The following is a 21,794-nucleotide window of genomic DNA, read 5'->3' on the forward strand; positions in this document are numbered from 1 at the left end:
ATAAAAATCGGCAGTCGGCTGCAGGAATGATAAAAAAGCTGTCCCTACAAGTGCAGAGACAGCTTCTTTCGAGTATTCGGGAATGTGGACTATTTCAGTTTCTTGTAACCGTAAGCGGCCGTATCGCCCAGTTCTTCCTCGATACGGATCAATTGGTTGTACTTGGCAATGCGATCCGTACGGCTCATGGAACCAGTCTTGATCTGTCCAGAGTTGGTAGCCACTGCGATGTCGGCGATGGTGGTGTCCTCCGTTTCACCCGAGCGGTGAGAAGTAACCGTCGTATAACCGTGCCGATGAGCCATTTCGATGGCATCCAACGTCTCTGTCAGAGATCCGATTTGGTTCACTTTGATGAGGATGGAATTGCCGGCGCCCATTTCGATGCCTTTCTGTAAGTACTTGACGTTTGTAACGAACAGGTCGTCGCCCACGAGCTGGCAGCGATGCCCGATAGCAGTGGTCAGTTTAACCCAACCTGCCCAGTCCTCTTCGCTCAGACCGTCTTCGATAGAATCGATAGGATATTTAGTGATCAATTCTTCCAAATAAGCGATCTGCTCTTCTGTAGAAAGGCGCTTGCCGTTAGGATCTTTCTGTTTGCCATCCTTCAGTTGCTTGTAATCGTAGAAGAATTTATCGCCTTCCTTGTAAGCGAATTCGGAAGCGGCGCAGTCCATAGCGATTTTAATGTCTTTGCCCGGAACATAACCGGCGGCCTCGATCGCTTTAACGATGCAATCGAGAGCGTCGTCGATGCCGTTTAGGGAAGGAGCGAAACCACCCTCATCGCCTACGGCCGTACTTAATCCGCGGCCTTTCAGTACTTTCTGCAAAGCGTGGAACACTTCTGCCCCCATACGGATAGCCTCTTTTTCGGAAGAAGCGCCGACCGGACGAATCATGAATTCCTGGAAAGCGATCGGTGCGTCGGAATGAGCCCCACCGTTGATGATATTCATCATCGGAACGGGGAGGACGTAGGGATTGGTACCGCCGATGTACCGGTATAAAGGTATGTTCAAGGCGCTGGCAGCAGCTTTGGCGACAGCCAACGATACGCCGAGGATGGCGTTGGCGCCCAATTTGCTCTTGGTAGGCGTACCGTCTAAGGCAAGCATCTTTTTATCGATCGCGCGCTGACCGAATACGCATTCGCCTTTCAACGCAGGAGCGATCACCTTGTTTACGTTTTCAACAGCTTTCAAAACGCCTTTTCCTCCGAAACGGTTCTTGTCGCCGTCACGAAGTTCAAGGGCTTCGTTTTCGCCGGTAGAAGCACCGGAAGGAACGGCTGCGCGACCTAATACGCCATTTTCCAAAGTAACGTCGACCTCCACGGTAGGATTGCCACGAGAGTCGATAATCTCACGAGCCACAATCTTTTCTATTTTCATAATCGAAAAATTTAAATGATGGTATTTATTAAGTTTTTTGCCTGATCAAAGACTATTCGTAAAGAGCCTTTCCAATCGCCTGCAAATTTCGCGTTTTTTTTCCTTATATCCAATAACTTTTGCTTCATATTTTACTCGTTGTTTTTTAAGTGAACATGGAGAATTTACTCGTATGCTCTACTTGAATCTGTCTAATAAATGGACGGTTGCATATAAAAATTGGACAGCTCGTTTTAATCGAGATTTCCATATAGAACTGATTTTTAGCGAACTAAAGAACGTGGCACGGTAGTTGTTTCTTATCTGCCGAACGGAAATAAAAAATAGTTTAAGACATTTTCGTGTAATATTCCACTTGGCAGACGTGTCTAATAAACAGAAATCAAAATAATAATTTAATTATAACGACTATGGTACTTTTATCTTTAGCAGCAACAGTTTTATCGGTATCGATGCATGTTGTCGATAACCTTCCGTATTATCATCATACGAAGACGGAAAAAGATCGGATTTCGACAACGGTAACTTATCGACAAGAAGGAAATTACCTCGTAAACAAAGCGAGAACGCGAAGCGCTTACGATGAAGAAAACCGATTGATCAGCAGAGAAACGGAGCGATGGAACACTTCGGCCAAAAGATGGGAACGTCGTTTCAAATACGTATTCTCGTATACACCCGACGGATATGCCATCGAATTCCTTACATGGAACGAACATAAGAAGCGGTACATCCCTGCCCAGAAAGCAGAATACCGTGGAATACGAAATCACGTCGTTTCCATACAAAATTACGAATGGAACGAGAAAGCTCACAGCTTTACCGCTTCCGGCAATCCTGCCCTGGTATATCAAAGCGCTACGCTTTATGCAGGAATAAACAGTTTACGACTATGATGCGATATCATAAATTTCTCTTAAAGTTAAGTGTAAAAACGGAGGCTTCGTCAAGAAGTCTCTGTTTTTATTTTCCTTCCGATATTTATTTTTTCGGAAAGAAAAGGTACAAACTGACAGATAAATTTCTATCTTTACCCAGCGCTTACAAAAGCGCTGAGTCAAATCCAGGAATCGATTCATATTAAATATTGAAATGATGGAAAAAGCAGTTTTATTAAGTTTGGCTGCGATAGCTACGGCATACACAGCTCATGCGCAGGAAAAGAAGTATCCGGAACAGGAAGCGATGCGACCGGGAATGTCGGAATATTGGACTCCTCAACCCCAAGTGGTTACGCCGGGCGATATTCGAACGAATACGGCCCCTTCCGATGCCATCGTACTGTTCGACGGCAAGGATTTGTCGAAATGGGAAAACCTCAAGGGCGGCGCCCCGACATGGAAGGTACACGATGGAGTAGTAACCGTGGTCAAAGGAAAAGATTCCGGCGACATTCAAACAAAGGAGAAGTTCGGCAGCTATCAGTTGCACCTCGAATGGTGCGTACCGCCGACCATCCAAGGTGAAAGCCAGGCACGCGGTAATAGCGGCGTATACATGCAGGGGTTGTATGAAATTCAGATTTTGGATAACTATCGCAATGAAACTTACGTCAACGGCATGGTAGGCTCTGTCTATAAACAGACTCCTCCTTTGGTAAACGCCATGCGCAAGCCAGGGGAATGGAATGTGTACGACATTATCTACACCGCTCCCGTATTCAAAGAAGACGGCACCTATCTCTACCGCCCGCGCGTGACGGTCATCCACAACAACGTCGTACTGCAAAACAATACGGAGATTCTGGGAACGACACAGTACATCGGATTCCCTCGCGTGAAACCTCATGGTAACGGGCCGATCCGGCTGCAAATGCACGGCGATCCGAGCGAACCGATCAGTTTCCGCAATATATGGATCCGCAAGATGTAACCGAATGATAGAAAAACAGGACAGGTTCGCCGCTGGCGAACCTTATCTATGGACAAGCTCTTATCTCTTCTTCACAATGACTTTTACGTTCGGGTATTGGCGCGGGTCGAATTCGTAATACGAATCGGGGTAACAAACCTTCTTGATATGTTTTATATCCACAGTGACCCAGAAGATACCCCATCTCATCTTCAGCCGTATAGGCTCGTAAGTGGTACGATCGATCAAGGCGACGGCATTTTTGATATCGACTCGCGCGTTCTTTTTAGCCTTAAGACTCACTAAATACCCTTCTCGGGTCTCTTTCACGGTAAAATCGTAGTCTGTCCGCACTTGCTGCAGGTATACGCCGATGTCCTTGTCGTTACCGTATTCGCTGGGCATATTCAGCTTCAGCTTTTGCGAAGCACGGTTCAACGACCAATGATTCGAGCCGTTATACCATTCTATCGTACGTTTGGATTGTCGACGGAACATCTTGCCTTTCATCGTCAACGTGCCGTCTTTGGTAAAGAGGCGTGTGCAATGAGCACGATAATCCAATTGGATACCGCTCGGCGTTTGGATAAGATCGAGTGATTTCAAGATGATTTGCCTGGCCCGTTCTTCCTTTTGTGAAACGGCCGGTAAACAAACGAGCAGGAACGAGAGGGCAGAGATTATTCGTATATTCGATATCATTCGAGTTCTTATGAAAGAAGAGGTTCGCTCATAGAACAAACCCCGCCGCTCTTCTTCTTGGACTTGAACCAAGGACCCTCTGATTAACAGTCAGATGCTCTAACCAACTGAGCTAAAGAAGAATATTTGCGCATCTCAGCTCTTCTTCTTGGACTTGAACCAAGGACCCTCTGATTAACAGTCAGATGCTCTAACCAACTGAGCTAAAGAAGAATGATACGCTTACAAATGCGGGGCAAAGATAACAGCTATTTTCGAAATAAACAATATCTTTGTAGAAAAAATCGGGGAATGGATAAAATTGTTGGAATAGAAAATGCGCTGGCAGACATGCTGGCGACGCTGCCGGACGACTCGCTGTCGGAAGTCCCGAATCTGTCGAAAGGCAGCATGCCACTCATCGACGAGAACAACTATCTGACAATAAAAAGTGATCTAGGTAGTAGGGACGAACTTTCCGCCGTGGAAATTGGATGAAATAAAGTTAATTATAGCACGCTTGATGCATTCGTAAAAAGAATAAGTTGTTACTTTGCAAACTCACGATAGAGAAAAATTAAGATGAAACGGAATAGGAAGAAAGTGACGATTGCAGCCTGCATAGGCATAATGGGAGTCGGCATGCTCAGCTTTAACCGAGGCGACGACCGAAGTTTCCAGATAATAAAGAATTTGGATATTTTCAATGCAGCGTACCGGGAGTTGGATATGTTTTACGTCGATACCATCGATCCGAAGAAGGTTATCCGGGACGGCATCGAAGGCATGTTCATGCAGACCGATCCGTATACGGAATATTATCCGGAAGACGATAATACCATCAAAGAAATGACTACGGGCAAGTTCGGCGGTATCGGATCCTACATTCGGTATTATAAGGCGAGGGATCGGGTGGTCGTCTCCGAACCGAACGAAGACTCGCCGGCGGCCAAATCCGGATTAAGAGCGGGCGATTTAATCATGACCGTCGACGGGAAAGAAATGCGCCGGGGCAAAGACAGCCCGCAGGAATACCTCAATAAGGTAAGCAAAAGCCTGCGCGGCGAGCCGGGCACGGTCTGCATGGTCAGGGTGGAACGTCCTACACTCGACGGAAAAGGAGAAATAAAAGAATTCAAAATCACCCGCCAGACCATCAAGACGAGTCCGGTGCCTTATTATGCGATGGTGACGGACAGCATCGGTTACATCAATATGGCGACCTTCGCCGTGGAGAATTGTTCGAAAGAAGTCAAGAAAGCGTTGATCGAGTTAAAGCGACAGGGAGCCCGAGCGCTGGTCTTCGACGTACGCGGCAACACGGGCGGACTGTTGAACGAGGCGGTCAGCACGGTGAATTTCTTCGTGCCGAAGAACCAAGAAATCGTCGTCACCAAAGGAAAGCTGAAACAGGCCATGCAAACATACCGGACGGAAAGCGATCCGCTGGACCTGGACATGCCTTTAGCCGTGCTGGTGAACGAAGAGACCGCATCGGCTTCCGAAATCTTTTCCGGAGCCTTGCAAGACCTCGACCGGGCTGTGATCATCGGGAATCGCACCTTCGGCAAGGGATTGGTGCAGACGGTACGCCCGTTGCCTTATAACAGCAGCGTAAAGATAACGACTTCCAAATACTACATCCCGAGCGGACGGTGTATTCAGGCCATCGACTACTCCAAACGAAATGTGGACGGCAGCATTGCCCGCGTACCCGACAGCCTGACAAACGTATTCCATACGGCGGCCGGAAGAGAAGTGCGCGACGGTGGCGGCATCCGCCCCGACATCGAAGTCAAGGGAGAACAGTTGCCTAACATCCTGTTTTACTTGATCAATGACTTCGTGATCTTCGACTATGCCACGCGGTACGTGCAGAAACATCCTGCGGTATCCTCTCTCTCCGATTTTAAAATTACGGAAGAGGATTACGCCGATTTCAAGCAATTCGTCAAAGAGCGGAAGTTCACCTACGACCGCCAAAGCGATGCCGTGCTGAAGAACCTGAAGGAGATCGCCAAGTTCGAAGGATATCTGAACGACGCTTCCGAAGAGTTCGCCGCTTTAGAAAAGAAACTCACGCACAACCTGGATCGGGATCTGGATCATTTCGAAAAGGATATACGAGGAGCGATTGCGGCCGAAGCGGTGAAACGCTATTTTTATTTGAAAGGCAGCATCGTCGAACAGTTAAAAGATGATCCCGATCTGAACAAAGCGATCGAGGTTTTAAAAAATAAAGCTGCATATGCGAAGCTGCTGAGCAAAGGCACCGCTTTGGAATAACGATCGAAAAATCGCCGAGCGGATCGATTACGTCTAAAACGGATTTTAGGTCCCGCCGAGCGGATCGATTACGCCTAAAACGGATTTTAGATCCCGCCGAGCGGATCGATTACGTCTAAAACGAATTTTAGGTCCCGCCGAGCGGATCGATTACGCCTAAAACGGATTTTAGGTCCCGCCGAGCGGATCGATTACGCCTAAAACGGATTTTAGGTCCCGCCGAGCGGATCGATTACGCCTAAAACGAATTTTAGGTCCCGTCGAGCGGATCGATTACGCCTAAAACGAATTTTAGGTCCCGTCGAGCGGATCGGCAGCATCAGAACGGGATTTATATCGGAACAGGATTTGTTTTTTCTAACTGGAAAGCCAATCGAGGGGTTCCGTTATGTGTATAAATCGTGCCGCACGTTTTGAAACCGTTCTTCCTCAGCAGGTTTTGCATCACTCGATTATCCTCGTGCGTATCCGCGCGGAGATTCGGCATCCGTTCCAGGCACCAGGCGATGCACGCGTCGCCGACTCCCCTTACCGTTCCGTCGGATGCCAGTCGGTGAATGGTTCCGTAAGGCTCCTCGTTCAACCAATGCCCGTTTTCGATCAGGGCGTAGGTGGGATCGTCGCCCACGATGAAGCAAAAGGTCCCGACGATTCTTCCTCGCCCGTCAAGGCAAACGAAACAATGCCCCGCCGCGATTTCCTTCTCCATCAACGCCCTCTGCGGATAGCCGTCGACCCACTGATGCGGGTTTCCCGTCGATTCCATGAATCGTCTGGCGTATTCGAAAAGCTGCATGAGGGCGAGGAGATCCTTCGGCTCCGCTTCCCGTATGCCGATCGGCGCTTTCATCCTTATGCCTTCCTCGCTTCGTCGATATAGTCCAACGCCTCTCGGCACCGGTCGGCGATCGTCTGCCAGTCGCCCGCCTTTATCACTTCCTTGGGGAAGAGTTTCGAGCCCATGCCTACGCAAAAAGCGCCGGCCTTTATCCAGGCAGAGAGGTTTTCCTGCGTCGGTTCGACTCCACCCGTCACCATGATCTTGCTCCACGGCAGCGGCGCCATCAGATCCTGTACGAAACGGACGCCGTAAACATCGCCGGGAAACACCTTCGTCAGATCGCACCCCGCCTCTTGTGCGAAGCCGATTTCGGAAACGGAGCCGCATCCGGGGGAGTAGGGAATGAGCCGACGATTGCAGACCTTTGCTACGTCGGGATTGAACAGCGGACTTACGACAAAGCATGCGCCCTGCTGAATATAGAGCGAGGCTGTGGCAGGATCTACCGCCGTTCCGACTCCTAGGGCCAGTTCCGGGCAAGCTTCCTCTGCGAACCGGACCACCTCTGCGAACACCTCGTGTGCGAAGTCGCCCCGATTGGTGAACTCGAAAGCCCTCACACCACCGTCGTAACATGCCTTTACCACTTTCTTTACGATTGCTGCATCCTGATTGTAAAAGACAGGAACCATGCCGGTCGAACCGATTTTGTTCATCACGGCTAACTTATCGAACTTTGCCATTATCCTTTCTTATTAACGTTGTACTCGACCGCTGGCGTCTCCTTTCACCAAGGCCTCCACCTCTTCGGCGGAAACCATGTTGAAATCGCCAGGAACAGTATGTTTCAAGGCCGATGCCGCCACAGCGAACTCCAAAGCTTCCCCCGGCGTAGGCAGGGTCAGCAGTCCGTGAATGATACCTCCCGAAAACGAATCGCCGCCGCCCACCCGGTCGACGATCGGCACTATGTCGTATCGCTTGGATACGTAATACTCTTTTCCGTCATAGCTCATGGCCTTCCAGCCGTTATGGCTCGCAGAGAACGATTCCCGGAGGGTGGAGATCACGTAGTCGAATCCGAACTCCTCCGCCATCGCTTTGAAGATGTCTTTATAGCCTTCCGCGTCGGTCCGGCCTCGGGTTACGTCGGCATGGGGTTTGAAGCCTAAGCACAACTGCGCATCTTCCTCGTTGCCGATGCACACATCTACATGCTTCATCAGCGGCCGCATCACGGCCTGCGCTTTTTCCGTCGTCCACAGCTTCTTACGGAAATTCAAATCGACGGACACCTTTACCCCCTGTCGTTTGGCCGCTTCGCAGGCTAAACGGGTCAGTTCCGCCGCTTTGTCGGAGATAGCAGGAGTAATACCCGACCAATGGAACCAATCGGCCCCCTCCATGATCGAGTCGAAATCGAAATCCGACGGATCGGCCTCCGCCATGGCGGAATGTGCCCGGTCGTAGATCACTTTACTCGGACGCATGGCCGCCCCCGATTCCAAATAATAAATGCCGACCCGGTCTCCTCCCCGGCGGATATAATCCGTATGAACGCCAAAACGTCGCAAAGAGTTCACCGCCGCTTGCCCGATCTCGTGCTTCGGCAACTTGGTTACAAAATAGGCGTCGTGCCCGTAATGGGCACAGCTGACGGCAACATTCGCTTCTCCGCCGCCGTATACCGCATCGAAGCTGTCGGTCTGGACGAAACGCATATTTCCCGGTGTCGATAACCGCAGCATGATTTCACCCAACGTGACAATTTTACTCATAGCTTTTTATCATTGCGTTTATAATCGTTACATGGCAAAAACATTGAATCCGCCATCGACCACCGCCACCGTTCCGGTCACGAATTTCGCCGCATCGCTGATCAGATAGTGAATCGTTCCGCAGAGTTCCTCCGGTTCTCCCATTCTACCGAACGGAGTCTGACGAATCACATCTTGTCCTCTCGGAGTCAAAGAACCGTCGGGGTTAGTCAACAGTGCACGATTCTGATTGGTAATAAAGAATCCCGGAGCAATAGCATTCACACGAATGCCGTCGCCGAATTTCTTGGCACATTCCGCAGCCAAATATGCGGTAAAATTAGAAATGCCAGCTTTGGCGGCCGCATAGCCGCAGACACGCGTTAAGGGACGGAATGCCGCCATCGAAGAGAAGTTGACGATGCAGCCTTTCTGCCGTTCGACCATCGGCTTTAAGAAAGCCTGAGAGGGGATCACAGTACCGGTCAGATTCAGATTTAATACTTTTTGGAAGTCTTCGGGTTCCAAATCGAAAATAGTCTGATCCGGCCCGATGGTAGCCCCTTTCATGTTTCCGCCGGCCGCATTTAAAAGTGCATCTACTCTTCCGTATTTCGCGATGATTTCTGCGACATTCCTTTCTACTATTTCCGCATTCAACACATCCGTTACGAAAAAATCGGCTTTACCGCCGGCATCTTCCACAGCTCGAACGCGTTTGGCGCCTTCTCCCGAGTCACGGTCAAGCATGATGATAACAGCTCCGTTTTCGGCGAGATACTTACCGATCGTAGTACCTAAGATTCCGCATCCGCCGGTAATGACGACGACCCTGTCTGTAATATTGAATAAATCGTTCATGATGTTATATTTTTAAGTGATATACGCTGATGATCAATCGTAAAATCCCGGTTGTCTGTATGTCATGCCCAGTTCTCTATCTACGGTGGCGAGGATGCCTTGTACCTGCCCCATAGCGAACATCCTTCCCAAGAAACTGTATCCAGCATTATATCCCCTTTCCGCATCGCCCAACATGGTCATTCCGTGATCCACTCGCATGGGGAGATGCGGATTCGCCTTTTCGAATATTCGAACCAGTTCGATAATGTCGGCCCGTCCACCCAAATGCGATGCTTCGGTGAAATCTCCGTTGGGGAAGACGTGGCAAGAACGCAAATGCACGAACCACGTCCTCTCGGCGTACTTACGAGCTAATTCGACCACATCGTTCTGTGCTCTGGCCGACAGACTTCCGGCACAGAACGTCAGTCCGTTATGCGGATCATCGACTGCTTTCAGGAACCAGTCGATGTCGTCATCGCAGGTAACGATACGCGGGAGTCCTAAAATTTGGAAGGGGGGATCGTCCGGATGCACACACATGTACATATCGTACTTACTGCAAGTAGGCATAATGGCGGCTAAGAAATAACGCATGTTCTCGCGCAATCGATCCCGTGTAATACCTTTGTACAAATCCAATAACCGGCGGAATAATTCGACCGGATGGCGATCGTCTTCTTTGATATTGCCACTGACGAAGCCTTGCGTCTTGACGATAATATTTTCTACCAATTGATGGTCGTCTTCCGGAGTCATAGTCTTCTTTAATTTCTCCACTTCCTCAAGAATTTCTTTGCTCCAACTCTTCTCTGCTCCTTCGCGCTTCAGAATACAAATGTCGAAATAAGCAAATTCAGCATGACTGAAGTAAAGATTGGTAGTTCCGTTCGGATTGGGATGCGCCAAATCCGTACGCGCCCAATCCAGTACCGGCATGAAGTTGTAGCAGATGGTGCGAACGCCGGCCTTCCCTAAGTTGGTCAGACTGACGATGTAGTTTTCTATCAACTCGTCGCGGTCCCGCCCTCCGTATTTAATCGATTCGCTGACCGGTAAACTCTCTACCACCGACCAGCGCAATCCGCCAGCTTCGATAAAATGCTTCATCTTCATCACTTCTTCGTAGCTCCATACCTCTCCGTTAGGAATATGATGCAAGGCTGTCACGATACCCTCCACACCTATTTGCCGGAGCATCGCCAAGGTTATTTTGTCGTTCGGACCGAACCATCTCCACGTTTTTTCCATATCGATTAAAAATTAAAATAATTCTTTGCATTATAGTAACTGATGTCTTCCACCATCCGGCATACCCGCGGCAATTCGCTCTCCGGAATCAATCCGTTTTCCACATCGTCGCCGAGCAGGTTGCACAATACGCGCCGGAAGTATTCGTGTCGAGAATAAGAGAGAAAGGAGCGCGAATCGGTAAGCATACCGACGAAGCGGCTCAGCAATCCCAGCAGCGACAAGTCGTTCATTTGTTTTTTCATTCCGTCGATTTGATCGTTAAACCACCATCCCGAACCGAATTGAATCTTACCCGGGACGGAACCGTCCTGGAAATTGCCTGTCATTGTGGCGACCATTGCATTGTCCGACGGATTCAAATTGTAGAGGATGGTCTTCGCCAATCTCTCTTCGCTATTCAATCGGTCTAAGAAACGTGCCATCGCTTCGGAGCAATTATAAGTTCCGATCGAATCGTAACCGGCATCGGGACCGAGTTTTTTGAACATAGCGGTATTATTGTTGCGTTGGGCACCGTAATGGAACTGTTGCGTCCATCCTCTTTCCGCATTCATTCTGGCGAAATCGAGCAATAAGGCCGTTTGCAATTTATCGATCTCGTCCTTGGCTAATTCTTCACCGTCAAGGACCTTTCGAAACAAGCCATCCGCTTCCCGTTCCGAGCATTCCGTCCATGGGAAATAGCTGATTCCATGATCGGCCAACTTGCATCCTTGGGAAGCGAAAAAATCCTGGCGACGACGCAAGGCCTCGAGCAAATCCGGATAAGCGGAAATCGTCATGCCGCTCGCTTCCGACAACTTTTCCATGTATTCGCGATAGGCTTTGCCATCGCCCACAGCCATCGCCTTGTCGGGACGCCATGTCGGCAACACTCCGATCTCGAAGCCACACTCTCTGATCGCCCGGTGATATTTCAACGAATCGACGGGATCGTCGGTGGTGCAGACCGTTTCTACCTGGTAATGCCGCATCAGTCCGCGAGCGGAAAACGCTTCCGTCGCCAATTGCTCGTTGCAATGCTCGTAAATGCGTCTGGCCGAAGACGGATTCAAGGGTTCCGTAATGCCGAAGGCTGTTTTAAGCTCCAAGTGCGTCCAATGGTATAAGGGGTTACGCAATGTATAAGGAACGGTCGCCGCCCATTTCTCGAATTTCTCCCAGTCGCTCGCATTGCCGGTGATATAGCGCTCTTCTATGCCGTTGGCGCGTTCTGCCCTCCATTTATAATGGTCACCGCCCAACCAGAGTTCCGTAATGGAACGGAATCGATAATCGTCCGCAATCATCTTCGGTACAAGATGGCAATGATAATCGACGATGGGCATCGATTGGGCATGTTCGTGAAAAAGCATGCGGGCCGTGTCTGTCCGAAGGAGGAAATTCTCGTCCATGAAAGGTTTTATGTGATTCATACTGATCAAATAACGACTAATTTATACTTCGGTACTAAACTTTTCATCACCATCCAACCTACCAAATAGGCCACAGCACAAATACAGAAAATGATGAAATAGCCTGCTGGCTTCCCTCGGAATCCAAAGAATAGGAGATCGGTCGCCTCGGCATAGTCGAACAAACGTCCTGCAACCTGTTGGAAAATAAAAGAACTAAGCCCTGCAGCCATACCGCATATACCCGTAATCGTTGCGGAAGCATGTTTGGGGAACATGTCCGTCCCGACGGTATACATGTTGGCCGACCAGGACTGGTGGGCTGCCGCCCCCAAACCTATACAGATTACCGGAAGCCAGGGAGATATTTGTCCTAACGGTTGGGCGAGCAGCACGAGCAAGGGGATGAACGCATAGATCAGCATGGCTTTCATACGGCAAGAATAAGGATCTTTCCCCGTACGATTCATGAAGATAGTAGGCAGTTTACCCCCGAAAACAGAAAGCATGGTAATGAGATAGAGCATAAAGATCAAGATCATGCCGAGAGGATCCGAAGCCTTGATTCCAAACTGCGTTTGAAGATAAGGAGGAATCCAGAATAAGAAGAACCACCATACCCCGTCCGTTAAAAATCTTCCCAAGGCAAAAGCCCATGTCTGACGAAATCTAAAGAAGTGGAGAATAGAAACTTTCTGGTGGGGAACGTCATCCTGTACCTTCTGTTCGAATGTCGCATCATTTACTTTATCTTGTTCCACGTAGGCAAGTTCTACGGCATTGACATGTGGATTTTCATCCGGTTTTTTATAGACGAAGAGCCAGATTGCCATCCAAACGAACCCCAGGAGACCGACAATCAGAAAAGCCATTTCCCAGCCGTAACGAGCAGCCAACACGGGAATGGTAAGAGGGGCGATCAAGGCTCCGATCGAAGACCCGGAATTGAAAATGGCAGTTGCATACGCCCGATCTTTCTTCGGGAAATATTCGGCTGTAGCTTTGATCGCCGAGGGGAAGTTCCCTCCTTCACCGATGGCTAAAACACATCGCGCAACGATAAAAGCATACGTACTGAAAGTAGATATCATGACGGCGGCCTCGCCTGTGGCTTGAAGCAGTTCCAACCGGGACGAAGCTCCTACGTAAGCCTCTGTCGCTATCCCGCAGAGCGCATGAATACATGCGCCGAACGACCAAACGGCAATGGCTACGGCGTATGCTTTTTTAGTTCCCAATCTGTCGACGATTCGCCCTGCAAAAAGCTGCGCAAAAGCATAGACGATGGCAAATATCGACGTAATATTGCCATAATCGGTATCGCTCCAATGAAATTCGGGTTTGATAAACTCATTGCATGTCAGTGATAAAACTTGGCGGTCGAGATAGTTAATGGTCGTAGCCAAGAACAACATACTGCAAATCACCCATCGGTAGTTCGTCATCTTACTTTCCTGCTTCAGCGTTTCCATGGTATCCGATTTTTTTTCATGATGGCATGCAGTTGTCAGCAGTACAGGCACACCCTACGTCCGTAGAGTTCTTGTCGCCCGCCTGTTCTAAGGTGTGCCACCAAGCCATTGCAAATTTCAACCAATCCTTCATCGGTTTTCCTAAGGTGACTTTGTCCGCTTCATAGCAATAATGAAACGGCATCAGATTCTTGCTTGTCTTCTTTTCGAATCCGATTTTCCCTATCGTCGGAAAAAGCTCTTTCGCCCCCATAATTCGCCTTTTTGCTATTTAGTCACAAAAATACGTTTTGTTTTTTACTTATTGTCGTAATATTCCGCTTTTTATTCTTAAAATTGCGTGTTTTACAAGCTTTTTACCCATTCGTTTTTTCGACCACGCAGCGATCATAATCAAGCTAAGGTGCGTCAAAATAAAAATCCGCCAGAACGGATTGCCTTAAAAACACCGCTTGCCCGAGCCAAGAAAATAGTTTTTAACGGCTGTCGTCGTTCAAAAGAGGAGAAGGAAAAAGTTATGAGAGGAGCACGCCTAATCAGATATTCTCCACGGGACAGGTAACTTCCTTTATCATTTCGAACTTGTGTGCACGTTTCGTTCAATCCAGATTTCTCTCGTGTAACCAATTCGACAGATGATCCGCTACCTCCACGTTATTCAAGTCCGACATCGGGAAGTGTGTATTGCCATGCAATCCTACTTTAGGCAAATGAATGACAGTAACGTCTCCACCTTCATCGTTCAGTATTTTCGCCCATTGTCGCATCAGACGCAGCCGCTGTGTCCATTCATACAATTCCGGCCGTTCGTCGGTTTCGGGCAGATTGTCGCCATAGTACACGATAATAGGAATCTTCACGAACTTCCTGAATACCGATAGAGGGACTTCGATACCTTCCGTTTTCTTCGAAAGCGTTGTAAATCGGGCTTCTTGGGGCATCCTTCCTTCAGGAAAAGGCACGTTGGAGCCGGGTTCGTAAGCGACGATCGCTTTAATATTTTTGGTTTTCGGAAGAGTTTCCCATGCAATGCCACCGCCTTACGAGTGAACGATGAATATTGCCGGGCCGGTTTTCTCAAATAAAGCGGCGTAAGCATCGGAATACACTTCGAAGTCGACAGGGCCGATATTGGGTGTCATCTGACGGAAGTATTGCTCAAGCGTTTCCCTATCGCGGCTGAACTGTACGCCCTCGAAATAGTTCGGCCAGATGCCTACCCGGAAGCGATTGAACCATACTTCTTCATCGAAAGTCGGGATAATCGTGGCCGCTTTCGTACTACGTCCGACATTTCCGCGACGAGGTTGATCCACAAGATAGATCGAAAATCCGCGTCGCAAAAAAATGTTTTGGAATCCTTCCCGACCGTCGGGCGTCGTTTCCCACGTTTTGGAGAACTGACCGACACCATGAGCGAACACGAGCGGGTATTTCCGCGCATGGGGCGGTATCTGATAGAAAGTATAAGCGTGGTCGCCATGGAAAGAATGTCCGAGCGAATCGGCTAACACCGTACCACCGACGGCGAAGCTGCCTTGCGCCTCGATTCGCATGACGCCGTTATTACGAGCGTTACACCCCGCTAACAAAACGCTTATGCAAAGCGACACGATCTCTTTCATAACCCCATCTTTCATTACTTTTGTACTTTCGACTCCTGCAATGTGTCGTACCGACTGCCCACGACTGGAATAGCGGCTACGGCATTTTCCAATGCCGTCATCTCATCGACCGAAAAGATGATCTCAGTAGCCCGCAGATTTTCTTCCAAGTGCGAGAGTTTCGTCGTGCCGGGGATGGGGACGATGAACGGTTTCTTGTTCATCAGCCAAGCCAATGCAATTTGTGCCGGCGTGACACCTCTTGTCCTTCCGAATGCATTGAGCACCTCCACGATCCGTGTATTGGCGCGAATGGCATCGGGCTGAAAGCGGGGCAAGGTCTGGCGGTTATCGTTCGTAGGATCGAATGCGGTATATTCGTTAATCATACCGCCCAGAAAACCGCGATTAAGCGGGCTGTAAGGTACGAAACCAATGCCTAACTCTTCGCACACAGGTAATACGCTCTCCTCCACCTGACGATGCATGAGGTGGTATTCGCTCTGGATCGCAGTAATGGGGCAAACGGCATGAGCGCGGCGGATCGTGGAGGCATTCACCTCGCAAAGTCCAAAATGCAACACCTTCCCTTCTTTGATAAGTTGCCCCACTGTCTCGGCTACTACTTCGATAGGTGTATGGGGGTCGATACGATGTTGGTAAAAGAGGCCGAGCACTTCTATTCCGAGATTGCGCAACGAGTTTTCGCATACCCTACGGATATTGGCGGGAGTGCTATCTTCTTCGGTTTTTATCTGCACGCCGTTCACGAACTTGTGTCCGAATTTGGAAGAGACGAATACGCGGTCGGTATATCCTTTCAGCGCCTCGCCGACTAATCGTTCATTTATGTGATAGCCGTAACTTTCCGCCGTATCGAAGAGGGTAACACCTCGTTCGACAGCTTCGTGCACGAGGACGATCTCCCGTTTCCTATCGGGATGCTCACTACGGTGATAGTTCAACCCCATACACCCGAAACCCATTGCCGACACGTTCATGGCAGCAATACCGCTACCCAACGTACGGGAGCCGTGCACGGCCGGCATACCGACCGAACTTGTCGCTTCGGTCGGAATACTGCCTATCGCCTTTCCTGTTGCCGTCACTCGCTGCAAAGTCGGAGCGATGCAGATAGCAGCTCCCGTCATCGTCGCCCGTTTCAGGAAACGACGACGGCTCATGTTCCTTTCCGTCTTTTTCATATTCTATATCCGTTTAATGTTTCTGTGAAAAACCCTCGCCTCTTCTTGCAGAAATCCACGTCTTTTTTGCAAAAGCCCTCGAGGAGCTAGCTGCACAGAACCCCTCGAGAACCGAATCTTCAGCCGACTTACAGATTGTTTCGCGTATTCAGATAAGGCAATTTGTAAGGTTTGCGATACTCGTAGTAATACAGTCGATGGCGCGCCGCTTGCCGATCTCCTTCGAAGCTCAGCAAAGCCGGGTTCCAGCGTACCGGGCGGTTCAATTCCCGGGCGATGTTAAACAGGCAACAGAGCGTATTGGTGCTTATTCCGTATTCGACTGGAGCGATGGGATCCCGATGGGCGCGAACGGCATCGATAAAGTTCTGCATGTGCGGAGAACTTACTTCGTATTGTCCCTTTTCTACTTTCTGCTCCTGTTTCTGCAAAAGGGAAGGATCCGAACATTCAATATAACCACGCGCCACTTTCAGCCATCCCTTGTCACCGATGAATTGGATGCCTTTATCGTCTGGCCTATCCTCGCGGAAAGGCTGATCGGTCATCACTACTCCGTCGGCGTAATTCATGGTTGCATAGAGGATACCCTCATATCCTTTGGGAATGAATTCGACAGGGCCTAACCCGTCCATGCCGAGGGCTACCTGAACAATGTCGTACATGTGTGCGCCCCAATCTGCAGGATAGCCGTTGCCAGTCTCCTGATACCATCGCCAGGCTCCCCAGAGCTGCTCGTCTACCTCCGGATCGAGCGAGATGGGCGGACAGAGGTCCGGATGATAGTGAATCTTCGGGTCGTTCAGTGGGCCTAACCACTGGTTGAAATTCAGATTGGACGGGACGGGCATTTCCGGCAAGTCCAAGGGCTTGGGAGGATCTCCTACACGGACATAGACCTTATCGATATGTCCGATGGCCTTTTCGCGCACCAACTTGATCGCCTGCTGGAATTCAGCGCTCGAACGCTGCTGGCTACCCATCTGGAAGATGCGATGATGGGTGCGGACGGCTGTCTGAACGGCCAAGCCTTCCGTAATGGTATAGGCCAACGGTTTCTGGCAGAACACATCCTTGCCTGCCTGACAAGCCTCGATAGCGATCAGTGCATGCCAATGATCAGGAGTGGCGATCTCGACGGCATCGATATCCTTGCGTGCAATCAAATCTTCATAGAACTCGTACATATCGCACCGTTCGTTCATGCCCTGCACTCTCTGCCATTCCGCGACGCGGCGGCGGAAGCGTTCCCGTTTGACGGAATCGACATCGCAGCAGGCCGCCACTTGAACTCCCGGGCAGGAAGAAAAGCTCTTGAAATCGCTGCATCCCTGTTGACCTAACCCTACGAATCCCATGACCACCCGATCGCTCGGTGCGATCTTAATGCCGCTTTCGGTTTTCCAACTCGGTAAAATCGTTAGGCTGCTAAGTCCCAACGCTGATAGGGAAAGGAAATCTCTTCTGGAAATATTTCCTTTGAATCGGTTACGGGCATTTCCCGTTTCTTTCGTCTTTCTCATATTCGTATCTATTTAATAAACGATTCTGTTGAATAGTTGAATAGTCGTAACGGACATATCCCGTCTTTTGTTACGGCAAAACAAGGGTCAGAGCACGGGCAGGATATGATTCCAAATCATATTCAGCTCTTTCTGCATATCGTCCACATGAGCTGTAACGACGATGACGGCCTCTGCTTTTGGGATGACGATGATGTATTGCCCGTACATTCCGTCTGCTCTGAAAGCATGATGGCGGCATTGCCACGTTTGGTATCCGTAGCCTTGCACCCAATCGCTGGTTTCCTCAGTCAGTCCGTTCTTCGCCGCATCTTCCGGCCTCATTCCCGCGGGAACAGAAGGTACTTGACATTTCGTAGCTTCTTCGACCCATTCTTCGGGCAGTATCTGTTTTCCATTCCAACTTCCTCGCTGAAGGAGCAGTAAGCCCATCTTCGCCAGGTCTTCCGTTTTCAGATAGAGTCCCCATCCGCCACAGTTGATGCCTTGCGGGCTCTCTTCCCATTCGGGCTTGTCTATACCCAAAGGGAAGAACAGCCGCTTCGACAGGTAATCGACAACCTTTTGCCCCGTTACTTTCTGCACGATGGCGGAAAGCATATAAGTACCCAAACTGTTATAGCAAAAATAGGTTCCCGGTCGATGTGTTACCGGCCAGGCTAAGAATTTCTTTACCCAGTTCTCATCCCTTCCCTTTCCGGAAAGCAATTCTCCGGTTGGATCGGTATCGTGACCGCAATTCATGGTCAATAAATCGCGAACGGTTATTTGCTTCAAGTTTTCGCTGACTTTCGCAGGTAGCAGATCGGGAAAGAAGGTGATCAACTTGTCGTCGAGTTTCAACAGACCGTCACCGATAGACAGTCCCACTGCCATCGACGTGAAAGTCTTGCTAACCGACCAGAGCGCGTGAGGCTTGTCTGGGCTTCCATCGCCCATCCATTTTTCGTACACCACCTTGCCTTGCCGGAGGATCATGATGCTATGAATATCCTCGCGATCTTCCTCGACCGCCTTCAGGTAAGCCTTCATGCCTTGAGAAAACTTCTCAGTCGGTACTTGTCTCGGCAGTGAGGCGGTAACCACCGACTGTCGTTCCTCCTGAAGTTGATTATCCGGCTTCTGGGCCTTGTGTACGCAGCTGGAAAAGAGTACTGCGAGCATGCATCCCCACAAGCTTAATTTCGATTTGAGTGTCATGGTCATCTTATTTTGAGGTTGGCAATTGATTTAATTTCCCCAAAGATAGAAAATATTTCTTTCCCGATATAGCACGAATCGACTTTTTACTTCTTTCGATGCGATTTAACAGGACAGAAACGATTATTTATGGCTCTTTTCTATCCGAATAATGAAAGGTTTACTACTTTTGCTCACCAGAAATATAACAAATGACCAAGACAGATGAGAAAATACTTTTATAGCGAAGAGACCGGCTTCAAGGAACGTGACCGGTGGCAGCTGGACTGTTGGGTGAACGTGGAATGCCCCGATGAAAGCGACTTCTTCTTCATGACGAAAACCTTGAATGTACCCGAAGATTTCCTGGACGATATCGCCGATGCCGACGAGCGTTCCCGAACGGACAGCGAAAACAATTGGACGTTGACTATCATCCGGATTCCGCTTCGCCAGCAAGACGATAACTTGCCCTACTCCACCATACCCTTCGGCATCCTTATCAATGACGACCGAGTGGTGACGATCTGTTACAGAAAGACGGAAATGATACCCGACTTCATCGCTCATACTCAACGCAAGAACATTTTCGTCTCCGACAAGTTCGAACTGATTCTGAGGCTGCTCTTCTCCTCTACCGTCTGGTTTCAGAAGTATTTGAAGGAAATCAACAACAAGGTCAATGTTGCGGAAAAGGAATTGGAGAAAAGCATCCGCAACGAAGGACTCTTGCAATTGAGGAACTTGCAGAAAGCTTTGGTTTATTTCAATACTTCCATCCGAGGCAACGAAGTCCTGATCGGGCGCTTGGAGAGCCTCTTCCAATCGAAGGGCTATCAAAATAAAGACTTGGTGGAGGACGTGGTCGTCGAGCTGAAGCAAGCCTACAACACGGTCAATATTTACAACGATATTTTAACCGGCACGATGGATGCCTTCGCTTCCATCATTTCGAACAACGTGAATACTATCATGAAACGGATGACCAGCATATCCATCATCCTGATGGTTCCGACGTTGATCGCCAGCTTCTACGGCATGAATGTGGAGATCGGGTTCGAAAACGTTCCGTTCGCTTTCGCCATCATCGTCTGCATCTCTGTCGGATTGGCCTTCTTCGCCTTCATCGTGTTCAAGAAGATTAAATGGTTTTAGTGCGATAACGTTTCTCCGGCAGCCGAATGCTCTCCGGCGAAGGCTCTCTTTAATATTTTCCAAGCGCGTATTCGAAAAAGAAATTCTTTTCTGACACAACGACAGCAGGGGAAGGACGCCCGATGTCTTATTCTTCCGTCTCGCAACCGCACCATCCCATTGCCGTCGCTTTTTGCTGCGAAAAGGTGAAATACACGGCCTGGGCGGTCGTGCACACTTCTCCCTCCGCATTGATGATTCGGGCCTCGATAAAAGCCAAATTTCGTTTCATCTCTACTAAACGAGCTCGGAGCGTGATGACGGTTTCGGTGGTCGATACCGGTTTGAGAAAGCGAACGTTCAGGCGGCTCGTCACTCCCGTGGTCTGTAATTTTCGGGTTACCACCCATCCGGCGATTTCGTCCAGCAACGTACTTGCTATTCCTCCGTGCAGAGTGTCAATCCAACCTTGGTAATACGCTGAAGGATGCCAGAAGCTGACGATCTCGTCCCCATCTTCGTAAAACTCCATCTTCACACCGAAAGGGTTCTCGGGCGAACAACCGAAACACCAATAGCCTTCTTTATGCACCCAAGGATTTTTTATCTTCTTCATCGTTTTCTTTATTTGGCACGGCAAGATACGAAGAAATTACATACGCCGTCCCTTGCACCGAATAAAAATATCGCCTTTTTTAGGTATTGACGCCTATCCGAGGAACCAATACCTTTGCACAAAATTTACCAATTAAACTTATGTGTTATGAATAACAAACTGAAATATTTAACGGTGCTTGCCATCAGTGCAAGCTTGCTCTCTTGCAGTAAGAATCATAATGACGAGCCCCAAGTAAAAGATCCGGTAAAAAAGACCCAAACCGTCGATGCTACCAATTATGCCAACTGGACGTATATCAATCTGGAAACAGGCGAAACTCAGACATTGCGCGATTTCAATCGATGGAACTATTTCAGCAAAGGGAAACTCGTCGAGACGAAAGAAGCCCAGGGCTCGGAGAAAGACATCACGATCAAATGGCACATTGCCATCCATTATTTGGATATCAGAACGAACAACGGACAGGCAATAGCTACCACAGAAACGGAATTCAGCAAAGTAACCGAGATCCCCGCAACAGGATATACTGCCGACGAAACCATAAAAAATAAACTCTACACGGATATGAGCGGAATGATGAAAGGTAAAATAGGAGTCACTGAGACGGCAAAACTCAATCCTGTGCTTTGCAAATGGGTAAAGGCCACCCCTACCAACTCGATGCCACCTTACATCTATGAGCCGACCAAGCTGATTTATGTGGTCAAATTCTTAGACGGCAGTTATGCGAAGCTCCAGTTTACGAATCACCAAAACAGTACGGGAAAAGTCGGCCACGTCACTTTCTCGTCTGAATTCGTATCTAAATAAAGAC

Annotated in this window: 19 protein-coding genes, 2 tRNA genes and 2 pseudogenes; 6 read left to right on the forward strand and 17 right to left on the reverse strand. The window is 49.1% G+C overall.

What is annotated here, in order from left to right; genetic code table 11:
• Positions 1 to 89: 89 nt before the first annotated feature.
• Positions 90 to 1,397, reverse strand: coding sequence for a phosphopyruvate hydratase (gene eno, locus BN102_RS00895; protein ID WP_019207163.1), 1,308 nt, complete (start codon positions 1,395 to 1,397; stop codon positions 90 to 92).
• A 410-nt stretch (positions 1,398 to 1,807) separates the two neighbouring features.
• On the opposite strand from eno, the gene BN102_RS00900 reads away from it, so the two are divergent.
• Entirely contained in the window at positions 1,808 to 2,293 is a 486-nt protein-coding gene (locus tag BN102_RS00900) for a DUF3836 domain-containing protein (protein WP_083867160.1), read from the forward strand.
• A gap of 196 nt (positions 2,294 to 2,489) precedes the next feature.
• Complete coding sequence (locus BN102_RS00905) at positions 2,490 to 3,269, forward strand: 3-keto-disaccharide hydrolase (protein ID WP_019207166.1); 780 nt, start codon at positions 2,490 to 2,492, stop codon at positions 3,267 to 3,269.
• Between the two features lie 60 nt (positions 3,270 to 3,329).
• Here BN102_RS00905 and BN102_RS00910 read toward each other — a convergent pair whose 3' ends face one another.
• From BN102_RS00910 to BN102_RS00920, 3 genes are all read right to left on the reverse strand, one after another.
• Complete coding sequence (locus BN102_RS00910) at positions 3,330 to 3,950, reverse strand: LolA-like putative outer membrane lipoprotein chaperone (protein WP_019207167.1); 621 nt, start codon at positions 3,948 to 3,950, stop codon at positions 3,330 to 3,332.
• A gap of 48 nt (positions 3,951 to 3,998) precedes the next feature.
• A tRNA-Asn gene (locus BN102_RS00915) sits at positions 3,999 to 4,072 on the reverse strand.
• Positions 4,073 to 4,089: 17 nt separating this feature from the next.
• A tRNA-Asn gene (locus tag BN102_RS00920) sits at positions 4,090 to 4,163 on the reverse strand.
• A gap of 78 nt (positions 4,164 to 4,241) precedes the next feature.
• Between BN102_RS00920 and BN102_RS00925 the strand changes: the two genes are divergently transcribed.
• Positions 4,242 to 4,427: a hypothetical protein gene (locus tag BN102_RS00925; protein ID WP_019207168.1), complete on the forward strand. Its 186-nt coding sequence runs from the start codon at positions 4,242 to 4,244 to the stop codon at positions 4,425 to 4,427.
• Between the two features lie 84 nt (positions 4,428 to 4,511).
• Entirely contained in the window at positions 4,512 to 6,215 is a 1,704-nt protein-coding gene (locus BN102_RS00930; protein ID WP_019207169.1) for a S41 family peptidase, read from the forward strand.
• A 331-nt stretch (positions 6,216 to 6,546) separates the two neighbouring features.
• On the opposite strand, the gene BN102_RS00935 is transcribed toward BN102_RS00930, so the two are convergent.
• The 12 genes and pseudogenes from BN102_RS00935 to BN102_RS00990 form a co-directional block, all read right to left on the reverse strand.
• Positions 6,547 to 7,065, reverse strand: a complete 519-nt coding sequence (locus tag BN102_RS00935; protein WP_019207170.1) for a GNAT family N-acetyltransferase — start codon at positions 7,063 to 7,065, stop codon at positions 6,547 to 6,549.
• A 2-nt stretch (positions 7,066 to 7,067) separates the two neighbouring features.
• On the reverse strand, positions 7,068 to 7,739 hold the full coding sequence (locus BN102_RS00940) for a bifunctional 4-hydroxy-2-oxoglutarate aldolase/2-dehydro-3-deoxy-phosphogluconate aldolase (protein WP_019207171.1): 672 nt from the start codon (positions 7,737 to 7,739) through the stop codon (positions 7,068 to 7,070).
• Between the two features lie 12 nt (positions 7,740 to 7,751).
• A complete protein-coding gene (locus BN102_RS00945) occupies positions 7,752 to 8,774 on the reverse strand; it encodes a sugar kinase (protein WP_019207172.1) in 1,023 nt (340 codons plus the stop codon).
• A gap of 27 nt (positions 8,775 to 8,801) precedes the next feature.
• A complete protein-coding gene (locus BN102_RS00950) occupies positions 8,802 to 9,614 on the reverse strand; it encodes an SDR family oxidoreductase (RefSeq protein ID WP_019207173.1) in 813 nt (270 codons plus the stop codon).
• Between the two features lie 33 nt (positions 9,615 to 9,647).
• Positions 9,648 to 10,847: a mannonate dehydratase gene (uxuA, locus tag BN102_RS00955; RefSeq protein WP_019207174.1), complete on the reverse strand. Its 1,200-nt coding sequence runs from the start codon at positions 10,845 to 10,847 to the stop codon at positions 9,648 to 9,650.
• Positions 10,848 to 10,852: 5 nt separating this feature from the next.
• Complete coding sequence (gene uxaC, locus BN102_RS00960) at positions 10,853 to 12,256, reverse strand: glucuronate isomerase (protein ID WP_036787047.1); 1,404 nt, start codon at positions 12,254 to 12,256, stop codon at positions 10,853 to 10,855.
• A 14-nt stretch (positions 12,257 to 12,270) separates the two neighbouring features.
• On the reverse strand, positions 12,271 to 13,716 hold the full coding sequence (locus BN102_RS00965) for an MFS transporter (RefSeq protein ID WP_019207176.1): 1,446 nt from the start codon (positions 13,714 to 13,716) through the stop codon (positions 12,271 to 12,273).
• A gap of 70 nt (positions 13,717 to 13,786) precedes the next feature.
• Positions 13,787 to 13,969, reverse strand: a pseudogene (locus tag BN102_RS00970) (xylose isomerase); the annotation flags it as partial.
• Between the two features lie 346 nt (positions 13,970 to 14,315).
• Positions 14,316 to 15,341: pseudogene (locus tag BN102_RS00975) on the reverse strand (alpha/beta hydrolase).
• 14 nt (positions 15,342 to 15,355) lie between these two features.
• A complete protein-coding gene (locus tag BN102_RS00980; RefSeq protein ID WP_019207180.1) occupies positions 15,356 to 16,525 on the reverse strand; it encodes an aldo/keto reductase in 1,170 nt (389 codons plus the stop codon).
• Positions 16,526 to 16,653: 128 nt separating this feature from the next.
• Complete coding sequence (locus tag BN102_RS00985) at positions 16,654 to 18,048, reverse strand: Gfo/Idh/MocA family protein (RefSeq protein WP_019207181.1); 1,395 nt, start codon at positions 18,046 to 18,048, stop codon at positions 16,654 to 16,656.
• 87 nt (positions 18,049 to 18,135) lie between these two features.
• The gene (locus BN102_RS00990) at positions 18,136 to 19,248 is read right to left on the reverse strand and encodes a serine hydrolase domain-containing protein (protein ID WP_021312041.1); all 1,113 of its coding nucleotides are present in this window, start codon (positions 19,246 to 19,248) and stop codon (positions 18,136 to 18,138) included.
• A gap of 204 nt (positions 19,249 to 19,452) precedes the next feature.
• Between BN102_RS00990 and BN102_RS00995 the strand changes: the two genes are divergently transcribed.
• Complete coding sequence (locus BN102_RS00995; RefSeq protein ID WP_019207183.1) at positions 19,453 to 20,382, forward strand: magnesium transporter CorA family protein; 930 nt, start codon at positions 19,453 to 19,455, stop codon at positions 20,380 to 20,382.
• A 127-nt stretch (positions 20,383 to 20,509) separates the two neighbouring features.
• Here BN102_RS00995 and BN102_RS01000 read toward each other — a convergent pair whose 3' ends face one another.
• A complete protein-coding gene (locus tag BN102_RS01000; protein ID WP_019207184.1) occupies positions 20,510 to 20,977 on the reverse strand; it encodes a PaaI family thioesterase in 468 nt (155 codons plus the stop codon).
• Between the two features lie 147 nt (positions 20,978 to 21,124).
• On the opposite strand from BN102_RS01000, the gene BN102_RS01005 reads away from it, so the two are divergent.
• Entirely contained in the window at positions 21,125 to 21,790 is a 666-nt protein-coding gene (locus BN102_RS01005) for an HmuY family protein (RefSeq protein ID WP_019207185.1), read from the forward strand.
• Positions 21,791 to 21,794: the final 4 nt, after the last annotated feature.

This window comes from Phocaeicola abscessus CCUG 55929 (assembly GCF_000312445.1).
Classification (GTDB): domain Bacteria; phylum Bacteroidota; class Bacteroidia; order Bacteroidales; family Bacteroidaceae; genus Phocaeicola; species Phocaeicola abscessus.